The 21,204-nt window shown below is 37.4% G+C and carries 16 protein-coding genes and 1 other annotated feature; of the genes, 7 read left to right on the top strand and 9 right to left on the bottom strand.

The window, feature by feature from the left end:
* Positions 1–14: 14 nt before the first annotated feature.
* Positions 15–1,718: a septation ring formation regulator EzrA gene (gene ezrA, locus AO843_RS09355; protein WP_054610854.1), complete on the bottom strand. Its 1,704-nt coding sequence runs from the start codon at positions 1,716–1,718 to the stop codon at positions 15–17.
* Positions 1,719–1,880: 162 nt separating this feature from the next.
* On the opposite strand from ezrA, the gene hisJ reads away from it, so the two are divergent.
* Positions 1,881–2,675, top strand: coding sequence for a histidinol-phosphatase HisJ (gene hisJ / locus AO843_RS09360; protein WP_054610855.1), 795 nt, complete (start codon positions 1,881–1,883; stop codon positions 2,673–2,675).
* A 24-nt stretch (positions 2,676–2,699) separates the two neighbouring features.
* On the top strand, positions 2,700–3,179 hold the full coding sequence (locus AO843_RS09365) for a GAF domain-containing protein (protein WP_054610856.1): 480 nt from the start codon (positions 2,700–2,702) through the stop codon (positions 3,177–3,179).
* A gap of 81 nt (positions 3,180–3,260) precedes the next feature.
* Here AO843_RS09365 and AO843_RS09370 read toward each other — a convergent pair whose 3' ends face one another.
* Positions 3,261–5,144 (bottom strand): sensor domain-containing diguanylate cyclase, encoded by a 1,884-nt coding sequence (locus AO843_RS09370; RefSeq protein ID WP_054610857.1) that lies wholly within the window; start codon positions 5,142–5,144, stop codon positions 3,261–3,263.
* Positions 5,145–5,614: 470 nt separating this feature from the next.
* Between AO843_RS09370 and rpsD the strand changes: the two genes are divergently transcribed.
* Positions 5,615–6,217: a 30S ribosomal protein S4 gene (gene rpsD / locus AO843_RS09375; protein ID WP_054610858.1), complete on the top strand. Its 603-nt coding sequence runs from the start codon at positions 5,615–5,617 to the stop codon at positions 6,215–6,217.
* A gap of 139 nt (positions 6,218–6,356) precedes the next feature.
* Here rpsD and AO843_RS09380 read toward each other — a convergent pair whose 3' ends face one another.
* Both AO843_RS09380 and AO843_RS09385 read right to left on the bottom strand, forming a co-directional pair.
* The gene (locus AO843_RS09380; RefSeq protein ID WP_054610859.1) at positions 6,357–7,553 is read right to left on the bottom strand and encodes an MFS transporter; all 1,197 of its coding nucleotides are present in this window, start codon (positions 7,551–7,553) and stop codon (positions 6,357–6,359) included.
* Between the two features lie 92 nt (positions 7,554–7,645).
* Positions 7,646–8,194, bottom strand: a complete 549-nt coding sequence (locus AO843_RS09385) for a MarR family winged helix-turn-helix transcriptional regulator (RefSeq protein WP_054610860.1) — start codon at positions 8,192–8,194, stop codon at positions 7,646–7,648.
* Positions 8,195–8,742: 548 nt separating this feature from the next.
* Between AO843_RS09385 and AO843_RS09390 the strand changes: the two genes are divergently transcribed.
* On the top strand, positions 8,743–9,948 hold the full coding sequence (locus AO843_RS09390; protein WP_054610861.1) for an iron-containing alcohol dehydrogenase: 1,206 nt from the start codon (positions 8,743–8,745) through the stop codon (positions 9,946–9,948).
* A 144-nt stretch (positions 9,949–10,092) separates the two neighbouring features.
* Positions 10,093–10,896, top strand: coding sequence for a cobalamin-binding protein (locus AO843_RS09395; protein WP_054610862.1), 804 nt, complete (start codon positions 10,093–10,095; stop codon positions 10,894–10,896).
* Between the two features lie 54 nt (positions 10,897–10,950).
* On the opposite strand, the gene tyrS is transcribed toward AO843_RS09395, so the two are convergent.
* A complete protein-coding gene (tyrS, locus tag AO843_RS09400) occupies positions 10,951–12,219 on the bottom strand; it encodes a tyrosine--tRNA ligase (RefSeq protein WP_054610863.1) in 1,269 nt (422 codons plus the stop codon).
* A gap of 87 nt (positions 12,220–12,306) precedes the next feature.
* Positions 12,307–12,515, bottom strand: a binding site (T-box leader).
* 102 nt (positions 12,516–12,617) lie between these two features.
* Between tyrS and AO843_RS09405 the strand changes: the two genes are divergently transcribed.
* Positions 12,618–15,671, top strand: coding sequence for a transglycosylase domain-containing protein (locus AO843_RS09405; RefSeq protein WP_054610864.1), 3,054 nt, complete (start codon positions 12,618–12,620; stop codon positions 15,669–15,671).
* Between the two features lie 111 nt (positions 15,672–15,782).
* Positions 15,783–16,664, top strand: a complete 882-nt coding sequence (locus AO843_RS09410; RefSeq protein WP_054610865.1) for an NAD-dependent epimerase/dehydratase family protein — start codon at positions 15,783–15,785, stop codon at positions 16,662–16,664.
* Between the two features lie 52 nt (positions 16,665–16,716).
* Here AO843_RS09410 and AO843_RS09415 read toward each other — a convergent pair whose 3' ends face one another.
* From AO843_RS09415 to argC, 4 genes are all read right to left on the bottom strand, one after another.
* Positions 16,717–17,847 carry an acetylornithine transaminase gene (locus AO843_RS09415; protein WP_054610866.1) on the bottom strand — a complete coding sequence of 377 codons (1,131 nt, stop codon included), beginning with the start codon at positions 17,845–17,847 and terminating at the stop codon, positions 16,717–16,719.
* A gap of 73 nt (positions 17,848–17,920) precedes the next feature.
* Positions 17,921–18,706, bottom strand: coding sequence for an acetylglutamate kinase (gene argB / locus AO843_RS09420; protein ID WP_054610867.1), 786 nt, complete (start codon positions 18,704–18,706; stop codon positions 17,921–17,923).
* Complete coding sequence (argJ, locus tag AO843_RS09425) at positions 18,669–19,901, bottom strand: bifunctional glutamate N-acetyltransferase/amino-acid acetyltransferase ArgJ (protein ID WP_054610868.1); 1,233 nt, start codon at positions 19,899–19,901, stop codon at positions 18,669–18,671. Before argJ ends, argB begins: the two co-directional genes overlap by 38 nt.
* Before the next feature lie 45 nt (positions 19,902–19,946).
* The gene (gene argC, locus AO843_RS09430) at positions 19,947–20,981 is read right to left on the bottom strand and encodes an N-acetyl-gamma-glutamyl-phosphate reductase (protein WP_054610869.1); all 1,035 of its coding nucleotides are present in this window, start codon (positions 20,979–20,981) and stop codon (positions 19,947–19,949) included.
* Positions 20,982–21,204 lie beyond the last annotated feature (223 nt).

Consider the following 21,204-nt stretch of genomic DNA (forward strand, 5'->3'; position numbering starts at 1 on the left):
GCACAAATGTAGTTTTAATTTTTCGTCATAGACTGTTCTGCTACCATCTCTTGAATGCGTTTTAAAGCTCCTGGCTCCATTTCTTCCACTGCTGTCCCGGCTTCCTCTAATGCTTTGGCATAACGGAATTGATGGAACGCTTCCTCTGCTTCTTTTAAACGTGCATTCAATTTCGGATTGGATACGCGATGGCGATTACCATACTGAATAATGCGTTCAATGAGCATGACATTCTCGATTAACTCATATGCTTTCGTTTTAACATCCTCAACACAAAGTGTCGCAGCATTTAAATTATTATGAACCGTCCCCATATTAAGCGGTACTTCTTGCAGACTTTGCATTACTACGTAAATATGCTCTGCAGCTTCATCAAGGCGTACGTCCATCTCTTCAGGTACTCCTGGAATATTTGCCTTATTTAAGAGGCGATCCGTATCTTGTAAGATTTTCTTTAAGTTTTCGACTTGAGCACGGGCCTTATTCTCATCAATGCGAAGCTTCTTCATTGTATTAGACAGATGTCCTTGTTCTTCATGAATTCGTTCAAGCTCTTCACTGATTTCTATTAATTCTTCCTGCAAGCTTGAATAGGCAGATTTTTCTTCTTTGACACGCATTGCTAATAAATCATAACGACGTTGCAGTGCTTCCAATTGCTTTAATGCCACTTTTGGAATTTCAGCATCCTTTTCGTTTAAGTGATAGCTTTGTTGTACAAATGTTGCCTCATCACTCACTGATTTTGTGGAAGTGATGACATTTGTGATAGAACTTAATAAACGATCACAATTTTGATCAACATAATTTTTGGCAATAACCTCTTTTTCAAGTAAATCATAAAAATGATCGATTTCTTCATTTATTTCGGTTACACGGGGTTTAACGACCATTAAATTTAGCTCTGCTAGGTCATTTTTCAACGAGGCAAATTCTTTTTCATAATTGTTTAATGCCTCTGCTAATTCTAAATGCTGCAGATAGTAGGATTGGTCTTCCATTTCACGTTGACCATTGCGCAATTCTTGGACTGCTCCTGGGAGCTTAACCTGTAATTCCGTCAAAATTGTTGGAACGTCATTAATATATTCAAAAGTCTGCTGCGATTCTTGATTTAAACTAATAACAATTTCTCTCGCTTGCAAGTAATTACCTTCATTTGTCAGTACATCAAACTCTTCAAACTTTTGCACAAACTCCTCTAGCTTTTTCTCAAGAGCAGGTAATGCTACACCAAAGGAATGTTGGTGAGCCAGCAATGTCTTTCTCGCCGAGCGGTAATATTCCTTTAGTTGTTCAATTTCAATTCGATTTTTTTCTTCGCTGCCAATTAATTCATTTAATTCTTCTAATATTTTATCTTTATCTTGGTCACATTTTTGGATATAGTCTTCGATTTCACGTTCTATTAACGTCGCTTTTTTAAAACGAAGTCGATTAATTTGATCTTCCGCATCAAATAAAAGTGAATCAATTTTAGTCATATGTACATCGATGACTTCATCCCAAACATTGCGCCATCGTTCAAACATTTCTTCCGTTTCACCGTTCATGTTTAAAGATTTTACTTTTGAAATTTCTTCATTTATAGGTTTATGCTGAATTTGTAATTTTTCATTTTCAAGTTTTGCAATAATTGCAACATGTTTTCTTCGCATCATAAATCCCACTATGGCTAAAATTAATAGTAGGATAATCGGAATGATGATATACTCCATCGTAAGCCTCCTATTCTAAAATAAACGAATTGGCTAGTTGTATTTATTATATACTATGTTTTCGCCTTTTGTACTAAAATTTAAGTGATTTTCAGAAAACTGTATTTTCGCTATTGTGAAATATTTAAATAACGGTCTATAGAGCTAAAGGAGTGGTACATTTTGAAACGTGATGGGCATATACATAGTCCTTATTGTCCACATGGCAGTTCGGACACTTTCATTCAATATATTGAAAAAGCAATTTCTTATAATTTCACAGATATAACGTTTACAGAACACGCTCCATTACCTAATAATTTTATTGATCCTACCCCACAGCAAGATAGTGGAATGAAACCAGAGTATCTCATGCCTTACTTGGAAGAACTAAAACGTCTGCAAAAACAATATGCAGAAGACATTCGCATTCGGATTGGGTTAGAAGTTGATTATATCAAAGGTTATGAACAAGAAACTCGTCAATTCCTTGATACTTATGGACATTTTTTAGATGATGCCATTTTGTCAGTCCATTTTCTACAGTGGCAAGATACCTTTGTATGTATCGACTTTTCTCCTGAATGCTTTATTGATTTCTCAAAACAAGTTGGCTCTGTTGAACAGGTTTATCATTTATATTATGATACAGTCCTACAATCAATAAAGGCAGACCTTGGTCCATATAAACCTAAACGGATTGGGCACCCATCACTTGTTCATAAATTTCAGCTGGCACATACTGAAAAAATCAATGACGACATTCGACTTCAAGAAGTTTTAAACGTCATGAAGCAAGATGGCTATGAACTAGATGTAAATAGTGCTGGTTTAAGTAAACAATATTGTCAGGAGCCTTATCCACCATTTGCCTTTATTAAATATTGTCATGCAATTGAACTACCCTATGTATTTGGTTCAGATGCACATAGTGTGGGTGATTTACATCAACATTATAATGTTATATTACCTATCTAAATAATTTCTAAACGAGGTGCTTGTATGTTTACACAAATTAATTACGAAGGGTCCATTGCTGACCAATATCTTACACTATCTAAACAATTAGACGCACTACTAACTGGTGAAACAGATCAGATTGCTAATTTAAGTAATGCTTCTGCACTCTTAAATCAATTTTTAACCAATATTAACTGGGTTGGCTTCTACCTCTTACAAGAAAACGAGCTTGTACTTGGACCATTTCAAGGTCTCCCCGCCTGTGTTAGAATCCCAAATGGTCGTGGAGTTTGTGGAACAGCAGTAGCAACAAAAGAAACGATTGTTGTCAAAGATGTTCACGATTTCCCAGGTCATATTGCCTGCGATGCTGCTTCACAATCTGAAATTGTCATACCCTTGTTTAAACAAGGTGAGATTATTGGTGTACTCGATATCGATAGTCCTATTGTGAACCGCTTCTCCAAAGAAGATCAAGATGGTTTAGAGCAATTTGTTCAAACGTTACTTCTTCATTTATAAAATGTTAAAAAATTGCCCTGAAATGCTTTTTCATATCATTTCAGGGCGAACTATTTACCATTTACATTGACTTCATCAATCTTATTGATTTGTTTGATAAGAACCATCATGAATGCAAAAACGATTTTTACCACTATTTTTTGCTTCATATAGGGCTGTATCAGCATGTAAGAAAACAGATTGGAATGCAGGTCGGTCTTGTTCATCCCACGTAATGAGACCTGCTGAAATTGTCACTTGAGGATCCGTGGCACTTGGGATAATTTCTACGATAGCTGATGCTAATTCTAAAGCTTCTTTTTCACTGATATTAGGTACATATACAGACATCTCTTCCCCGCCCCATCTTGCACATATTCCACGACTACCTATCGTTTCTCTCAACTGAACGGCAATCTGCACAAGAATTTTATCACCTACTTGGTGACCATACGTGTCATTGATGCGTTTAAAATTATCAATATCCATTAACAAGAACATACCAGATTGATCATATTCAAGCGACTTTTCTACAAATTGATCTAGATAACTACGTGCATATAGTTTCGTTAAATGATCCAAATCGACCATTTCCTGTAGCTGTGTTCGTAAAATAGAGTTTGCAATTGCTAAAGATGAGTGGTGAATTAACGACTGCATTAATTTAAAGCTATCGAATGAGAAGAAATACGGCTCTTTATGTAAAACTATACTAAAGCCATTAATCTTTTCTTCCATTAGAATAGGAATGGCCATTATCGAACGATAATCAATTTGTTTAGGGGTTAATCGGCTAAAATCAGCAATAAACAGTGGATCGTTAGTTTGAGTAAAATGTTGTTCAACATGCTTTATATAGGTTTGACCCTCTTCGGAACTAAACAACGAAGTACTTGCCCCCGTCACTTCATAGGTGTCATTTTTTTTAAAGGCAAAACAAACTTCCATTGGTTGAAAAGATTTCAGTAACTGCTTTTGCAGGAAAAGTAACATCTCATGAATGTCAATCCGCATATTTAAACGATGTGATGTTTCATTGATAAGTTGTAAGTCACTGACGAGGCGATGCGACTGATGATATAACTTTGCATTTTCTAGTGCATTTCCTGACGCCTGCGCGAGCATTCGTACAAAATCTTTTTCAGTCGTTGAAAAAAGATAAGTAGTTGGAGCACTTACTTGCAATATGCCATAAATAGCTTGCCTTCCTTTAATAGGCGCATTCAATAAACGGCAATTTAAATCACTCGCAAGTTCTGTAGTCAACTCTCCTGATACAAAAGCCTCAATGGTAGTAGGTCTTTCGGATAAATAATCAAAAAGCTTAATATCGATGGTCGTGTGTCGGTCTTGATCATTCGATAATATAAGCTCTACATTAAATTCCGGGAAATTATCCCTTATATTTCTCAATACATTTTCTAAAATTAAATCAATATCCATTGTTGAATGAAATAAATCAGTCATGTTATATAGTTTTCTATATTGATCTTCATTTATTTTTACATCTAAATTATCTTTCATCATTTGAAGAACTTTAGAAAGTATTTCTATACATTCTTCGCCGTAATCTGAGGTCATAAAGTCTGTCCAAGACTCTGTTGCCTCCACAAGTAATACACCAATGGGATTTTTGCCCTCTGCTTGGAAAAGCACCATATCTGTCATCATTGAATAGGCCTGTCTTGCCTTTAATATATAAGGAATTTTCACTACTTTTTGTTGATAAAAACTAGCTTCGATCATCAGCCATGACACAGCATTTAGCTTTGTTTCAATTGTTAATGAAGCCATCTCCTCAATAGGTATTAAAGAATTACCTTCAAAACTAAGAAAAGCTGCATTATCAATTTTCAAGTGCTTCTTAAGACACTGTTTTAATGAATAAAAATACCCATTAAAACTAGCTTGTTCTTCATTAGAACTCACCCAAAAGCTCAAAACATCTGATTTTATATATTTTAGCGTTTGTAAATGGTCTGTCATGAAATCACCTTTTCTATATAACGTCCAAATCAATTACTATTAACTTATAATATATTATACATAATTTGTGTCATTTTGACTATGTAAATTCTCCCTTACTTTTACATTTTAGATTTTACAGCGTATCTTTAACTATTTCTGACACATCAAAAATGGGCAGTGGGGAATTTTCTACTATACATCTTTTACAGAATTATAAATACTAATAATTGACGTCCATGTTCTAAGCAGTTACAATGGAGGTTGTGTAAAATAAACGCAGCAGTGGTATAAGCTTATATTGTATTTTATTCCTCTATTTTCTTCTGTACAACTACTTAGATAGTCAACTATTTAAAAATAGATGGTGTATTGTGTAACCTAACGGCTGCATAGGCGAAAATACATGAAAATAAAATGCGTGTAAGAATGGGTACTACTGGTTTTTGTTTTACAACAAAAAAACCAAATTTAAAGGAGGAGACAACAATATGTCTCGTTATACAGGTCCATCTTGGAAATTATCACGTCGTCTTGGTATCTCACTAAGCGGTACAGGTAAAGAAATCGAAAAACGTCCTTACGCACCAGGACAACACGGTCCAAACCAACGTAAAAAATTATCAGAATACGGTTTACAGCTTCAAGAGAAGCAAAAACTTCGTCACATGTACGGCATGACTGAACGTCAATTCCGTACGCTATTTAACCGCGCTGGTAAAATGAAAGGTGTACACGGTGAAAACTTCATGATCCTTCTTGAAACTCGCCTTGACAACTTAGTTTACCGTTTAGGTTTATCTCGTACTCGTCGTGGAGCTCGTCAATTAGTTAACCACGGTCACATCTTAGTAGATGGCAAACGCGTTGATATCCCATCATACAGCGTAAAACCAGGTCAAACGATTTCTCTTCGTGAAAAATCTCAAAACCTTGCTGTTGTAGGAGAAGCAATCGAAGTAAACAACTTCGTACCTGATTACTTAGCATTTGACGCTGACAAAAAAGAAGGTACATTCACTCGCCTTCCAGAGCGTTCTGAATTATCAGCTGAAATCAACGAAGCATTCATCGTAGAGTACTACTCTCGTTAATCAATTTGCTCTGCAAATGATGACAACAAAAGCCCTGAAATCCCTTGTTTATCAAGGTTTCAGGGCTTTTTTATTTTCGTCACTATTTAATCATAAAATCACCTTTTATTTGGTGCTGAATCCTAATCCACGTAAATAATCAATTCGAACTTTCGTTTTTTCCAGCTTTAATCATTAGTGCTGAAATTAATCCAATACTAAGTGTTGTAGCAAGAAGAATGAAGGCTACGGTAAAACTACCAGATTGTATCAATAAAGCAGATAGGAACGGTGCAACACTTGTTCCAGCAAATAAAATTACTGTATACATAGAGACTGCAATCCCTCCCATATTCCAACCTAACTGACTAACAAGTGTCACTAATGAAGGAACCGCAAGAGCAATCCCACCAACAAATAAAATACTTATAATCGTTAAACCAGCTATGGTTGAAATAAAGCTCATCATGATTAGTGCGATAATGGAAAGAGACAAAGCTATTTTCAGTACAAACAGCACATTAAATCGTTTTGCTAATTTCCCTGCAAATGGTGACATAACCATTCCTAGTATCCCAAAGGAACGAATGTAAATGAGGTTCTGACTTCTCATACCAATGGAATCACTCGTTAAATATGCACCCAAAATAATATACATACTGACAAATGACATTAATAAAACAAATGCAATGATATAACTAAATATTAAATTTCTATTAGTGAAAATAATACCTATTTTCTTCATAGGTGCCCATATATTACCGGTTTTGTTCTGTACCGCTCCCTTTGGTAAAATCCATAATACTAGCAAAGCAGTAGTGACATACACGACAGAAAGCACATAAAAGATGACATGCCAATGACTGTGTTCACTAACATACCCACTGAATACCTGACCAACTATACCTGCAACAAGAAATCCTGTACTGATAAAACCAACTGCTCCAATTTTTCGATCATTTGGAAAAACCTCAAGAGTATAAGCTAGGGCTACTGGTGAAAATGTAGCTGCTGCAAGCCCTTGTAATCCTCTCAATAGAAGAATAAAAGAAAAATCATTAACTAAGCCTAGAAGTAACGTTATCATGCTTAATGAAAAAAGCCCAAATACAATGACATTTTTGCGCCCATATTTTTCTGATATCGCACCATAGAAAAAGCACCCTAGCGCAAATCCAAGTGAAAAAACACTAGATGTAAAGCCAGCTTTAGACAATGAAATATTAAAATAATCACTGAATAGACTAATAAGAGGTATTGTTAAATAAAGACTCGACATCACCACCATACCTGTCCAGGATAAAATAGTTGTCATTAAAGAATAATTTGTACGATTTCCTGAAATTACAATGTTCATTAAATAAATCACCCTTTTTTAGTTTGGTTATCTTATAGTTAGATAATCTAATTAAATGGCTGAAAATTAAACTGTATCAATATAGCTACAGTTTAACGTTCCACTTTTAGTTTTCTTTGTATAGATATTAAAAGTTTACTCAATAACTTCTCAAATATTTTTCGTTCATCAGGTTCCAAATCAATTAAATTAGAAGCACATGACGACCAATAAGTCGGTAAAACTTCAGCTATTAAAGTACGCCCCTCATCTGTTAAACTAACATAGATCTTCCTCCGATCTTCTTTACTATGATTCCGTACAACAAGATTTCTCTTTTCTAGCCAATCAAGCATTGACGTCGCTGATGCTCTCGTAATTCCTAGCCGTTGAGCTAAAGCCGACGGAGTCGCACGTCTCTCTCCATGTAGTGTCAGCAATAGTAATAAGTCTAATTTACTTTCTGTAATTCCAAAAGGTGCTAACTCATTGTCTGTTACATCTAAAACATAATCACTTAACCATAACAACATCAATCCCAATTTCGCATCTTCTTGATTTGTATCGCTCGAAGAGGACGTCTGAATCAGTTCAATATACGGCTCTATCCCTAACATGGGTAAATCATCTTCATTCGTGTACGTTTTCTTAAGTTTTGTCATTGAATCACCTTTTAATTAGATTATCTAACTATAAATTATTCTAACTATAATCTCACCCTAATGCAAGAACTTTTATTTCCATAAATTTCTTCAAAATAAAACCACTACTCTTTTAGCACAGACGCTTTGCCTCAATAACTATAACCAACAATAATTATTCCTCTTTCATATTGTGACAATTTTATGTACTTTGAAATAGTAATTGTACCGTTTCAAAATAACATAATCACTGCCATTATATTAAAAATAAAATATCAGTTATTTACTATTCAGCCACTCCTTAAAATAGAACCATTTTCCAAAAAATATATTTTACTTTCATAGTAAAATATTTTATAAACCATATTAAATTCAATATTCCTATACAAAACTACTTTCTATACTCCCCTTTATCAACTTAACTTTTTTGTAAAATAATAACACGAACAAAATTAACAATTTTAATAAAAATACGAGTTGAACTTTTACAAAAAATAGAATACGATGAATTCCGAAAGGTGGTTCACCATCATTCAAGCAATAATAATTTTTTAAAAGGGGTTGGAAATATGTCAGACGTTCTAAAGCAATTTGTTATGCCGAAAACAAACTTATTTGGACCTGGAGCAATTCAAGAAGTTGGTAAACGCTTAAATGATTTAGAAGTGAAAAAGACATTAATCGTAACAGATGAGGGCTTACACAAATTAGGTCTCTCAGAACAAATTGCAAACATCATTACAGCTGCTGGAATTGATGTAGCAATTTTCCCGAAAGCAGAACCAAATCCAACAGATCAAAATATTGAAGATGGTGTTGCAGTATATCATGCTGAAAGCTGCGATTCCATTGTTTCTCTTGGAGGAGGCAGTGCACACGATGCAGCAAAAGGTATCGGACTTATTGCTTCGAATGGTGGACGCATTCATGATTATGAAGGCGTTGACAAATCACAAAATCCACTGGTGCCATTAATTGCGATTAATACAACTGCTGGTACTGCAAGTGAAATGACTCGTTTCACAATTATTACAGATACAGCACGTAAAGTGAAAATGGCCATTGTTGATAAACATGTGACTCCGTTACTATCCATTAATGACCCTGAGCTCATGATTGGTTTACCTCCTGCTCTAACTGCAGCTACTGGTGTTGATGCATTGACACATGCGATCGAATCATTTGTTTCGACAAATGCAACACCAATTACTGATGCATGTGCTGAAAAGGTTCTTCAACTGATTCCTGAATTCCTACCACGTGCCTATGCAAATGGAGCTGATTTAGAGGCTCGTGAGCAAATGGTATATGCACAATTTTTAGCAGGTATGGCCTTTAATAATGCTTCGCTAGGCTATGTCCATGCAATTGCTCATCAGTTAGGTGGCTACTATAACCTACCTCATGGAGTATGTAATGCTATTTTATTACCACACGTTTGCCGCTTCAATGTAACAGCACGTACTGAGCGCTTTGCCCGCATTGCTGAATTATTAGGTGAAAATGTGGAAGGATTAAGTAAGCGTGATGCCGCTGAAAAAGCAATTACAGCGATTGAAAAGCTATCAAAAGATTTAAATATTCCTAGTGGCTTCCGTGAACTAGGTGCAAAAGACGAGGATATTGAAATCTTAGCAAAAAATGCGATGTTAGATGTTTGCGCTGAGACAAACCCTCGTAAAGCAACGCTAGAAGAGATTAAACAAATTATTACAAATGCAATGGGACCTATTACGAAAAAAGAAGAATCACTTGAAGCTGTTGCCCTTTCATAATTAATATTTGAAAACAAAAGGTGGAGATAACTAAGCGTTTTCTCCACTTTTTCATGTGCTCAAAGATGACGAAAAGACGTACACACATTGTTTATAATGGAAACTCTCGCTATACTTTTCTTAAAAAGAATAGGAGATAACAATATGCGCTTAATCTCAATTTGTCCAAGCAATACGGAGCTTGTCGCCTATTTAGGACTGACAGACCAGCTTGTTGGAGTGGATGATTTCTCCGATTGGCCCTCAAACGTTAAAGATTTGCCACAGCTTGGCCCGGATTTATCTATTAATATCGACGCTTTAGAAGCATTACAGCCCGACCTTGTCCTTGCTTCTTTAAGTGTGCCTGGAATGGAAAAAAACATCGAGGAATTACAAAGAAGAAATATACCTCATATTGTTTTTAATGCCAACTCGTTAGAGGAAATTGCTCAAGATCTCCTCATACTTGGTAGAGCGTGTCATGTAGAAGCACGAGCCAAGGAAATCGCAAAAGAATATTTGCAAGCAATTGAAAAAATGCGATCTGTTGCACACTCTATCGCGACGAAACCTACCCTATATTGGGAATGGTGGCCCAACCCAATTTTTACACCCGGAAAAATAAATTGGCTAACAGAAATTAGTGCTATTGCAGGTGGAATTAATTTATTTCAGGATGTAGAATTAGCCAGTGTTCAAACAGATTGGGCAGATGTTGTAAAACGAAAACCAGATTATATCATGATGGCTTGGGTTGGCGTAGCTTTTGAGCGTATACAGCCTGCCAACTTATTAAAGCGTCCCCATGCTAGTGAACTACATGCCGTGAAAATGGAACAGTTGCATGTAATGGAGGAATGGCTTTATTGTCGCCCTTCTCCTCGTCTTATTGAAGGGGCTATAAAGCTTGCAAAAATATTGCACCCACAACAATATGAACATTTAAAATACCCGAGTTTTCTATAATAAAAAAACAACATCCCCTCTATTTGTGGGGATGTTGTTTTTTTATTATAGAAATTACACGAACTTCACCATATGATATTTTTTCTTACCACGACGAACAATGCTAAATGCATCCTCTAGACGATCCTTTGAGTTAAATACATATTCTAAATCCGTCACCTTTTCACCATTAACACTAATAGCACCATTTGATACGTCCTCACGTGCCTGACGTTTCGATGATGAAATGCCTGCTTCCACTAGAAGATCGACAATATTTTTATCTTCTTTAGCCATTTCAATAGAAGGAACATCTTTAAAAGCATCCTTCATTTCTTCTGCAGAAAGTGCTTTTAAATCACCTGAGAATAAAGCTCCCGTGATACGGATAGCTTGCTCTAATGCCTCTTGGCCATGAATTAATCGTGTCATTTCCTCAGCAAGTGCTTTTTGAGCCTTACGTAAATGTGGCTCTTCCTCTACAGAGACAGCTAATGCTTCAATTTCTTCACGAGAAAGGAATGTAAAGATTTTTAAGTATTTGATGACATCTGCATCAGCAGCATTGATCCAGAATTGGTAGAACTCATATGGAGATGTTTTCTGACCATCTAACCAGACAGCACCACCAGCTGTTTTACCAAATTTTGTACCATCTGCTTTCGTTACTAATGGAATTGTAATTCCAAAGGCTTTTGTCTCTTCTTCATGCGTCTTACGAATAACCTCTAAACCCGTTGTAATATTCCCCCACTGGTCAGAGCCACCTACTTGAATACGGCAATTGTAGTGATTGTATAAATGATTGTAATCAATCCCTTGAATTAATGTATAAGCAAACTCTGTAAAAGATATCCCTGTGTCAAGACGAGAAGCAATTGTATCTTTCGCTAACATGTAGTTAACATTAATTAGTTTCCCATAATCACGTAAAAATTCAATTGTATTTATGTTGCCAATCCAATCACGATTGTTCACAAGCTGAGCACCATTGCCATCTTCTGCAAAGTCAAAAATGCGTTCTAGTTGACCACGAATGCCTTGGACGTTTTTATCGATTTGCTCCACTGTTTGTAATTGACGCTCTTCTGAACGACCTGACGGATCTCCAATCATGCCTGTCGCCCCACCCACAAGCAAAATTGGACGATGACCAGCTTTTTGGAAGCGACGTAGTGTTAAAAGTGGAACAATATGCCCAATATGCATAGAATCTGCTGTTGGATCGACACCACAGTATAATGATACAGATTGTTCTTCTAATTGTTTCGCCATGCCATCAGCATCAGTTTGTTGGTATAGCAACCCACGCCACTCTAAATCTTGTAATAATTCGTTTGTCATGTTGATTCCTCCTAAAATGGTTGAAGTTCGTTACGTGTATGGACAAATTAATTGGATAAAAAAAGCCCCTACACGCAAACAATTGCATGCAGGGACGTTAAATTGTAAATTAACGCGGTACCACCCGGCTTGAAGATGTCATCCACCTTCCACTTCATTCAATCGCCTTTATCGCAGGCGCGCACGTCTAAGCTCCAAGCACGTAATTCGTCTCTACATTATGACCAGTTTTCACCAACCACTGGCTCTCTAAACAGGGAATATAGAAACTACTTCAAACTCTTCATCACTAGAAAACTATAAACATTATTCTATACGAATCTATTTCAAAGTCAATAACTATGTTCGAGCTAAAACAATATGTGCTATAATAAACAAGATTTTAGGAGGTCGATACATTGAAAGATTGGATTGAAAAAATCAATGCAAAGATCGATGAATTACTTGAACAAAAATGGATGAAGAAATTACGTATTTCAGGTAGCGTTACCTGGAACTTATTTTTACTATTTTTAGTCTTTGCATTGGTTGGCACTGTATTTGTCGGTTCAGTAGGAGCTGGTTATTTCGCTTCTCTTGTAAAAGAAGAGCCTTTACGCTCAAAAGAAGAGTTGCGAGATCAAATTTTTAGCTATGAAGAAACAAGTGAAATTTATTTCGCCAACGATATTTACATTGGGAAATTACGGACAGATTTAGATCGCCGTGAAACTTCACTTAAAAATGTTGCACCAGATGTTCTGAATGCTGTGCTTGCAACAGAAGATGAATATTTCCGTGAGCATAACGGAATTGTACCAAAAGCGGTTGTACGAGGGTTATTACAAGATGTCACGAACTCTGCTACACAGACTGGTGGTTCTACTCTTACGCAACAACTTATTAAAAACCAAGTATTAACCAACGAAGTATCCTACGAACGTAAAGCAAAGGAAATTTTACTTGCGATGCGCTTAGAGCATTTTATGACAAAGGAAGAAATATTAGAGGCTTATTTAAATATTATTCCATACGGTCGAAACTCTTCAGGGCGAAATATCGCAGGTGTAGAAACAGCTGCTGAAGGGATTTTTGGTGTGAAAGCTAAAGATTTATCACTTCCGCAAGCAGCGTATTTAGCTGGTATTCCTCAGGCGCCATTTGCTTATACACCTTTTACAAATACAGGTGAACTAAAAAGTGAGGAAGCTTTAAAACCAGGTATTGATCGTATGAAAACGGTTCTTTATCGTATGAAAGAAGCTGGTTACATTGACGGTGCGCAATACAAAGAAGCACTTGGCTATGATATTGCTGCTGACTTCCGTGGACCAGAAATGCGCGCAGAGGATCGTTATCCATGGCTTACATATGAGCTTGAGAGTCGCGCAAAAGATATTATTGCAGAAAAACTAGCAGAAGATGATGGTATTGATCCAGAGCGATTAAAAACAGAAAAAAAATTAAAAGATAAATATAAAATCTTAGCCGATCGTGATGTTCGCTCAAAAGGTTATCGTATTTATTCAACAATCAACAAAGATATGTATGATGCCATGCAAAAAGCAGCTCAGAACTTCCAATATTACGGCCATACGTATACTGGAAAAGGAAAAGACCCTGTAACTGGTGAAGAAATTGATGTCGAAATGCCGGTACAAGTGGGTAGTATTTTAATGGAAAATACTACTGGTCGAATTTTAAGCTTTGTAGGTGGTCGTGACTTTAATACAACACAAGTTAACCATGCAACACAAGCTTTTCGTTCAAATGGTTCTACAATGAAACCATTACTTGTTTATGCACCTGCTATTGAATATGGTGTAATCGGTGCAGGTAGCCCACTCGTTGACGTAAAATTCTCGATTGGTTCATGGAGTCCAAGTAACTATATTACTAGTGATGAGCGAGGACTTATTCCTGCACGTGAGGCTTTAGCAGACTCTCAAAATATATCAGCACTACGTTTATATAATGATATTATTAATAAACGCCCTGCTGATCTATTAGTAAAAATGGGATTCACAAAATTACATCCAGATGATTTCACTAACCTTGCAACTGGTATCGGTGCTTTAAGTGAAGGAACTACAGTGGAAGAAAATACAAATGCCTTTGCTACTTTTGCAAATGGTGGTCAATTCGTTGATGCTTATATGATTGATCGAATTGAAGATCAAGAAGGAAATATTATTTACAAACACGAAGTAGAACCTGTCCAAGTATTCAGTCCAGAAACATCCTATATTGTGACGGATATGCTACGTGACGTATTAACAAAAGGAACAGGAACTCTTGCTCGTAATACATTAAAATTCTCTTCTGATTTCGCTGCAAAAACAGGGACTTCCCAAGAGTATAAGGATGTTTGGTTAGTTGGTTATAATCCAAATGTATCTCTAGGTGTTTGGATGGGTTACGATCAACCTCGTACATTGTACGCATTTAACAATACGTACCAACAGCCAAGCGTTCGTGTCAATAAACTATGGGGTACTTTAATGAATTCCGTTTACGATGTGGCCCCTGAGTTTATCGATCCACCAACAAGCTTCAAGGCACCTAAAAATGTTGTGACTGCTTCGTTCTGTGGTATTTCTGGTATGGCTCCTTCTGCGGCATGTGCAGACGCAGGCCTAGTCCGTTCAGACTTATTTAATGCGAAAGTATTTTTACCATCACAACCAGATGATAGTTTAGCTGCTTCAAGTGTTGTAACGATTAAAGGAAAAACATATAACGCTTTACCAAGTACACCTGCAGAATTTGTCAAATCAGGTGGTGCAGGTATTAATCAAGCGTTTATTAAACGCATGTTAGGCCGTCTTGGCGGTAACCCGGCAAGTTTATTACCACAGAATTCTACTTTATCGAATTCATCTGTTTCAGCGGTTGATTTCCCTGCAGATGGAAGTGCACCTGCAGCAGTAACAGCATCCGTAAATGGCTCAACATTATCTTGGACTGGGTCATCAAACGATGTAGTTGGTTATCGAATTTATAATGTTACAGATGGTGGCAACACACTTGTGACTTCCGTACTTGAGTCTACACAAAGTGTGACTGTCGCTAGTGGACAAGCCTATGTTGTAGTGGCTGTAGATATAACAGGCTTAACATCACCACATTCTAATGTAGCTTCTACTGGTGGTAGCGATAATGAACCTGACCCTGAGGATAATGGTCAAGAGACAATTCCACCTACAACACCGCCTACAAATGGTAATGGGTCCGGTAATAATGGCAACGGTTCGAACAATGGTAATGGGTCCGGTAATGGCAATGGGTCTGGTAACGGTAATGGCTCTGGCAACAATGGCAATGGCTCCAATAACGGCGAAGGCTCTGATGGCAATGGCGACGGCTCCAGCAATGGTAATGGATCTGATGGCAATGGCTCTGGCCAGCCTGGAGATGGCTCAAACGGAGGAGACAATGGCAACACCACTCCTCCTGATACGTCAAGGCGATAATCTATTTCGTTTCCGGGTCAAACAGACTTACTACATTTCACTTTTGATTTGTAGTAAGTCTGTTTTTTTGTCATTATTAAGAAGACTACTATTTTGAAGGAGTGGAAAAATATGAACATATTAGTTTTAGGGGGCACACGTTTTTTCGGAAAAAAGCTAGTGGAACTTTGCATTGAGAATGGACATGATGTAACGATTTTAACACGCGGTCAAAGTGGCAATCCTTTTGGTACAAGTGTCAAACAATTAGTTGTTGACCGGGATGATCGTGATGCATTAGCAACTGCTCTAGCAAATACAACATGGGATATTGTCTATGATAATATTTGCTATTCTCCTAACGAGGCACAGGTCATTTGTGAGCTTTTACAAGGAAAAACTAAAAAGCTTGTCTTTACTTCTACTCTTTCAACCTATGAAGTAGATGGCAAAATGAAAAATGAAGAAGATTTTAACCCTTACCTTTATCAAATTCGCATGGGAGAGAAGGTTGAATTTTCCTACGGGGAAGGAAAACGACAAGCAGAGGCTGTATTATTTAAAGAAGCTTCATTCCCAGTTGTTGCCGTGCGTTTTCCAATTGTCATGGGTGAACATGACTATACACGTCGTTTACATTTTCATGTCGAACGTATTTTACATGATCAGCCAATCACATTACCAAACATTGATGCACAGATGAGCTATATTACAGATGAGGAAGCAGCTGCATTTTTATATTTTGCAGGGGTTACTCCTATAGAAGGTCCCTACAATGCTACAGCATCTGGTGCCATTTCATTGAAAGAACTCTTTGCATTGATTGAAGAAGCAAGTGGAAAGCGTGCAAAAATTTCACTTGTTGGTGGCGATGATGAATCACAATCACCATATGGGGTACCTGCCGACTGGTATATGACGAATGCCAAAGCAGAAAAAGCAGGATTTACATTTAGTCAGCTTCATGACTGGCTTCCAAAGTTAGTAGAGACGTTAGTAAAACAACTTCAATAAAAGTGAAAGACAAAGAATTTGCTAGATGACCAGCAGATTCTTTGTCTTTGGTTTAATGTAATATTGTCTTTAAAATGGCCACTGCATCGTCAATCTCTTCCTTCGTTACAGTTAATGGTGGCAATAGTCGAATTACATTCGGTCCTGCGCTCACTAACAAGAGACCCTTCTCCTCAGCTGCTGTGATATACGTTGCTACTTCGGTTTCACCACAGCTAATCCCAAGCAATAAGCCCTGTCCTTGAATGGTATAGGTAGAAGGTAAATGCACTTTTAGTTGTGTGACAAAATAGGCTGACAATTCTTGTACCTGCTGTAAGAATGCCGGCTCAAAAACATGACTTAAAACGGCTCGAGCTACATTCATTGCAAGAGGATTGCCACCAAATGTTGTACCATGTGTACCTGGACTAAATGTTGCATAAAGCTCGGCAGTCCCTAGCATCGCCCCCACAGGGAAGCCACCGCCTAATCCTTTTGCCAATGTCATAATATGTGGCTTTAACACAGTTTGTTCAAAGGCATAGCGTGTTCCTGTTCTTCCTATTCCTGTTTGCACCTCATCAATAATTAGTAATATCCCTTTGTCATCACATGCTTTCGCTATGGCCGCAGCGAATTCTGAGGATACACGATTAACACCACCTTCGCCTTGAATCATCTCCAGCATAATAGCTGCCACTGAGTCATCAATAATAGCTTCTAGTGCAGCAACATTATTGAAAGGCAAAATAGTAAATTTTTCAACGAGTGGTCCAAAGCCGTTATGGATTTTGCCTTGACCTGTTGCAGACATTGCTCCGAATGTGCGACCATGGAATGATTTTTCGAAAGTAATAATGTGATTTTTCCCCGTATGTTTCCGTGCTAATTTAATGGCTGCTTCATTTGCCTCGGCTCCACTATTACAGAAAAAGGCATGTGCAAAATGCGTATTAGCAATTAATTTTTGTGCAACCTTCTCCTGACCAGAAATATCGAAAAGGTTCGATATATGCCATAGCTTTTCACTCTGCTCTTGCAGTGCCTGCACGATGGCTGGATGGGCATGCCCAAGACTCACTACTGCAATACCACTAGTAAAATCTAAATATTGTTTCCCTGTAGAATCTTCAACAACGGTCCCCTGTCCTTTGACAATTTGCGCACGTCGTTTACCGTAGTTCCCGAATAAAGCACTCATGTAATCATCTCCGCTATCATTTGAAATGGTCTTCTTTCAACATCTATACTTTTAACGTTATCTTATTAGAACACTAGGAAGAATGAAGTTTACTGGAAGCTACAATCGTTGTACCAATCAATGTCTCTCCTACTATTTGCACAGAAGGTATACCTGCATATAAACAATTGATAGCCCCTTGTACTTTCGGAATCATTCCCCCGTATATATGCCCTTGTTCTGTCCATTGATTAATAAGAGATGGTGTTGCCATTGTTTGATATTCATCTTGAATTCGAATACCACTCACATCTGTTACGAGTAATAAGCTATCTGCCCCTAAAGCTAATGCCATTTCACTTGCTACTGTATCACCGTTAATATTTAAAGCCTGACCTGCTTCACTTGCTCCGACACAAGCAATAACAGGTACAACACCTATTTTCAATAAAGCCTCGAGTAATGGTGTATTGATGGCCTTTACTGCTCCAACAAAACCATAAATCTCTTTATCTAAATAATCTCCGACCATCAACTGACCATCAAAGCCATTTAGCCCAATGGCGGGGATACCAGCACTTGCTAATTCGTGAACTAAAGCAGGATTCACTTGCCCAATTAATGTTGATTGTACAACCTCCATAGCTGCTTCATTTGTAATGCGTATACCATTTAATGTATGTGTTTCTATTCCTTGAGCAGCTAATGCACGATTAATAGCTGGACCACCGCCATGAGTAATAATAAGCTCTGCACCACTTTCTTGAAACTTTTTAAAATTATCAAAAAAAGCTTCATTTAAACCTTCCAGTGTACTGCCCCCAAGCTTTATCACTATCCGTTTATGAGCGGTATGATGCATTGATTTGTACGTAGTCATACGTTAAGTCACATCCCCAGGCATGCCCCTTACCCTCACCCATACCAAGAGACACATAGATTTTTACTTCATGCATTTTTAAAATTTGAATTAATTCATCCTCTGAAAAAGGAATTGGTTCTCCATTTTCCACCATCGTAGCGCCACCAATTTGAATAGTAATTTTATCTGGATCTACAGTGGCACCACTATACCCTACAGCCGCAATAATTCGTCCCCAGTTCGCATCACAGCCAAATACTGCAGTCTTCACAAGTGGTGAACCCACTACTGTTTTAGCAATTTTACGTGCCTCCTCGTCCGAAATGGCACCTTCAACTTCAACCTCAATAAGCTTCGTTGCGCCCTCTCCATCTTTCGCAATCATTTTCGCTAAGTCTTCTGCTACTGTTTTCAATGTGTGATAAAAATTAGACCAATCTGGATGCTCAGGCGTTAAAGAATTATTTCCTGCGAAACCATTCGCCAATACAACAACTGTGTCGTTTGTTGAAGTATCCCCATCTACTGTAATGGCATTAAACGTGAGATTGGTAATTTCGGATAATGCACTTTGTAATACATCAGATTCTATATGGGCATCTGTCGTAATAAAGCCCAACATTGTTGCCATATTTGGTTCAATCATGCCTGAACCCTTCGCAACACCAGCGATAATGATTTCCTTACCATCTACCGTTGTACTATAGCTTGTGTTTTTCATAACTGTATCTGTTGTTAAAATCGCCTGTGCAAAGTCGATGGCACTTTCTAAATTGTCCTTTGGCTCTAGCTGTTGAATACCATTGACTATTGGCTCTAATTTCATCATTTCACCGATGACACCCGTTGAACAAACTCCCACCAAATTAGGCGCAATCCCCAATTTTTCAGCCGCCAATGCCTGCATTGTTTGTGCATCCTTGACACCTTGCTTTCCTGTGCACGCATTTGCATTGCCCGAATTCACGATCATCGCCTGCATTTTTTTTGTTGTGTAAACAACTTCCTTTGTTACTTTTAATGGCGCCGCTTGAACAGAATTTGTTGTAAAAACACCAGCAACACTTGCCGGTACCTCACTTACTAAAAGTGCTAAATCTTTCTTCTTATGTTTTAAACCGCAGTGTAACCCCGCAGCCTTAAAGCCTTTTGGTGAAACGATATTTTTACTTGATAATTTTTTCATTACATTTGTTGAAGTAGTAACTGTCATCTATAATTCCTCCTTATTTATTTATCAAACAGCACAGGTGAGCTATTAAATAAAGAACGGTACGACATCAAGTCCTGTCGTTTGTGGTAAGTCAAATTGCACATTCATATTTTGGATAGCTTGCCCTGCAGCTCCTTTGACTAGATTGTCAATCACACTAACAATCGTGGCACGATTTGTACGAGAATCTACTTTTACCAAAATATCGCAATAATTGGATCCCTTGACACGATTTGTCCCTAAGCTAGTAGCATCGGTAACTATTCGAACAAATGGATGTTTTTCATAGGCCTCCTGTAAGCAAGCAACTAACTGTGCCTCTGTTACACCTGACATTACAGGGGCATAGGATGTCGCTAAAATCCCTCGTGTCATTGGTACTAAATGGGTGTTGAAAGTGATGTTTGTATCTACATGAGCAAACATGGATAAAGCCTGTTCTATTTCGGGTATATGTTGATGTGTATTTACTTTATAGATAGAGAAGTTCTCATTCGTCTCACTGAAATGAGTCGTTTGTGATGGCTTATTGCCAGCTCCTGAAATGCCACTTTTAGCATCAATCACTAAAAAGCTCGGATCAATTAATCTCTCTTTAATTAGTGGCAGTAACGATAATAAAACTGCCGTTGGGTAACAACCTGGATTAGCAATAAGTGTGCCTTGCCGTATATGCTCTGAGTTCCATTCAGTTAAACCATAAACACTTTGCTGAACAATATTGAATGGTGCTGCTTTTTTGCCATACCATTCTTCATAGCTTGCTAGGTTTTTTAACCGGAAATCACCAGATAGATCTATTAATTTTGGCCCCTTACCAACCAATGATGGTAATAGCTTACTTGTTACGCCAGAAGGTGTACTAGTAAAAACTACATCGAATTTTTCTAAAGTATCTTCCTCTATTTTTTGTAACGGCCTATCAACAATCGTAATAAGATGACCAAACTTTGAAGAAAAAAGAACCCCTTCCTCTGAGGAAGTAAATAATACTAGCTGATCTACAGCCGGATGATTATGTAAAAACCGAATAAGCTCTAACCCACCATAACCTGTTGCTCCAACAATTCCTACTTTCAATGCACTCACCTCTAAAATAAGTTAAAAATAGTATACGTCTGCATAAATATTAAGTCAACTGAATTTTTATTTAATGCTATATTTTTTTCATACATAGTATATGTCCTTTAAAACACCTCTTCAGCATTGTAAAATCAGAAAAAAGAAGGCAAGAATCCTTTCGTTGACCGAATGAATCCTTGCCTTCCTTTTATGCATATGTTGTATAAATATCAATTGATGT

Origin of the sequence: Lysinibacillus sp. ZYM-1, assembly GCF_001308875.1 — a bacterium.
Taxonomy (GTDB): Bacteria; Bacillota; Bacilli; order Bacillales_A; family Planococcaceae; genus Lysinibacillus.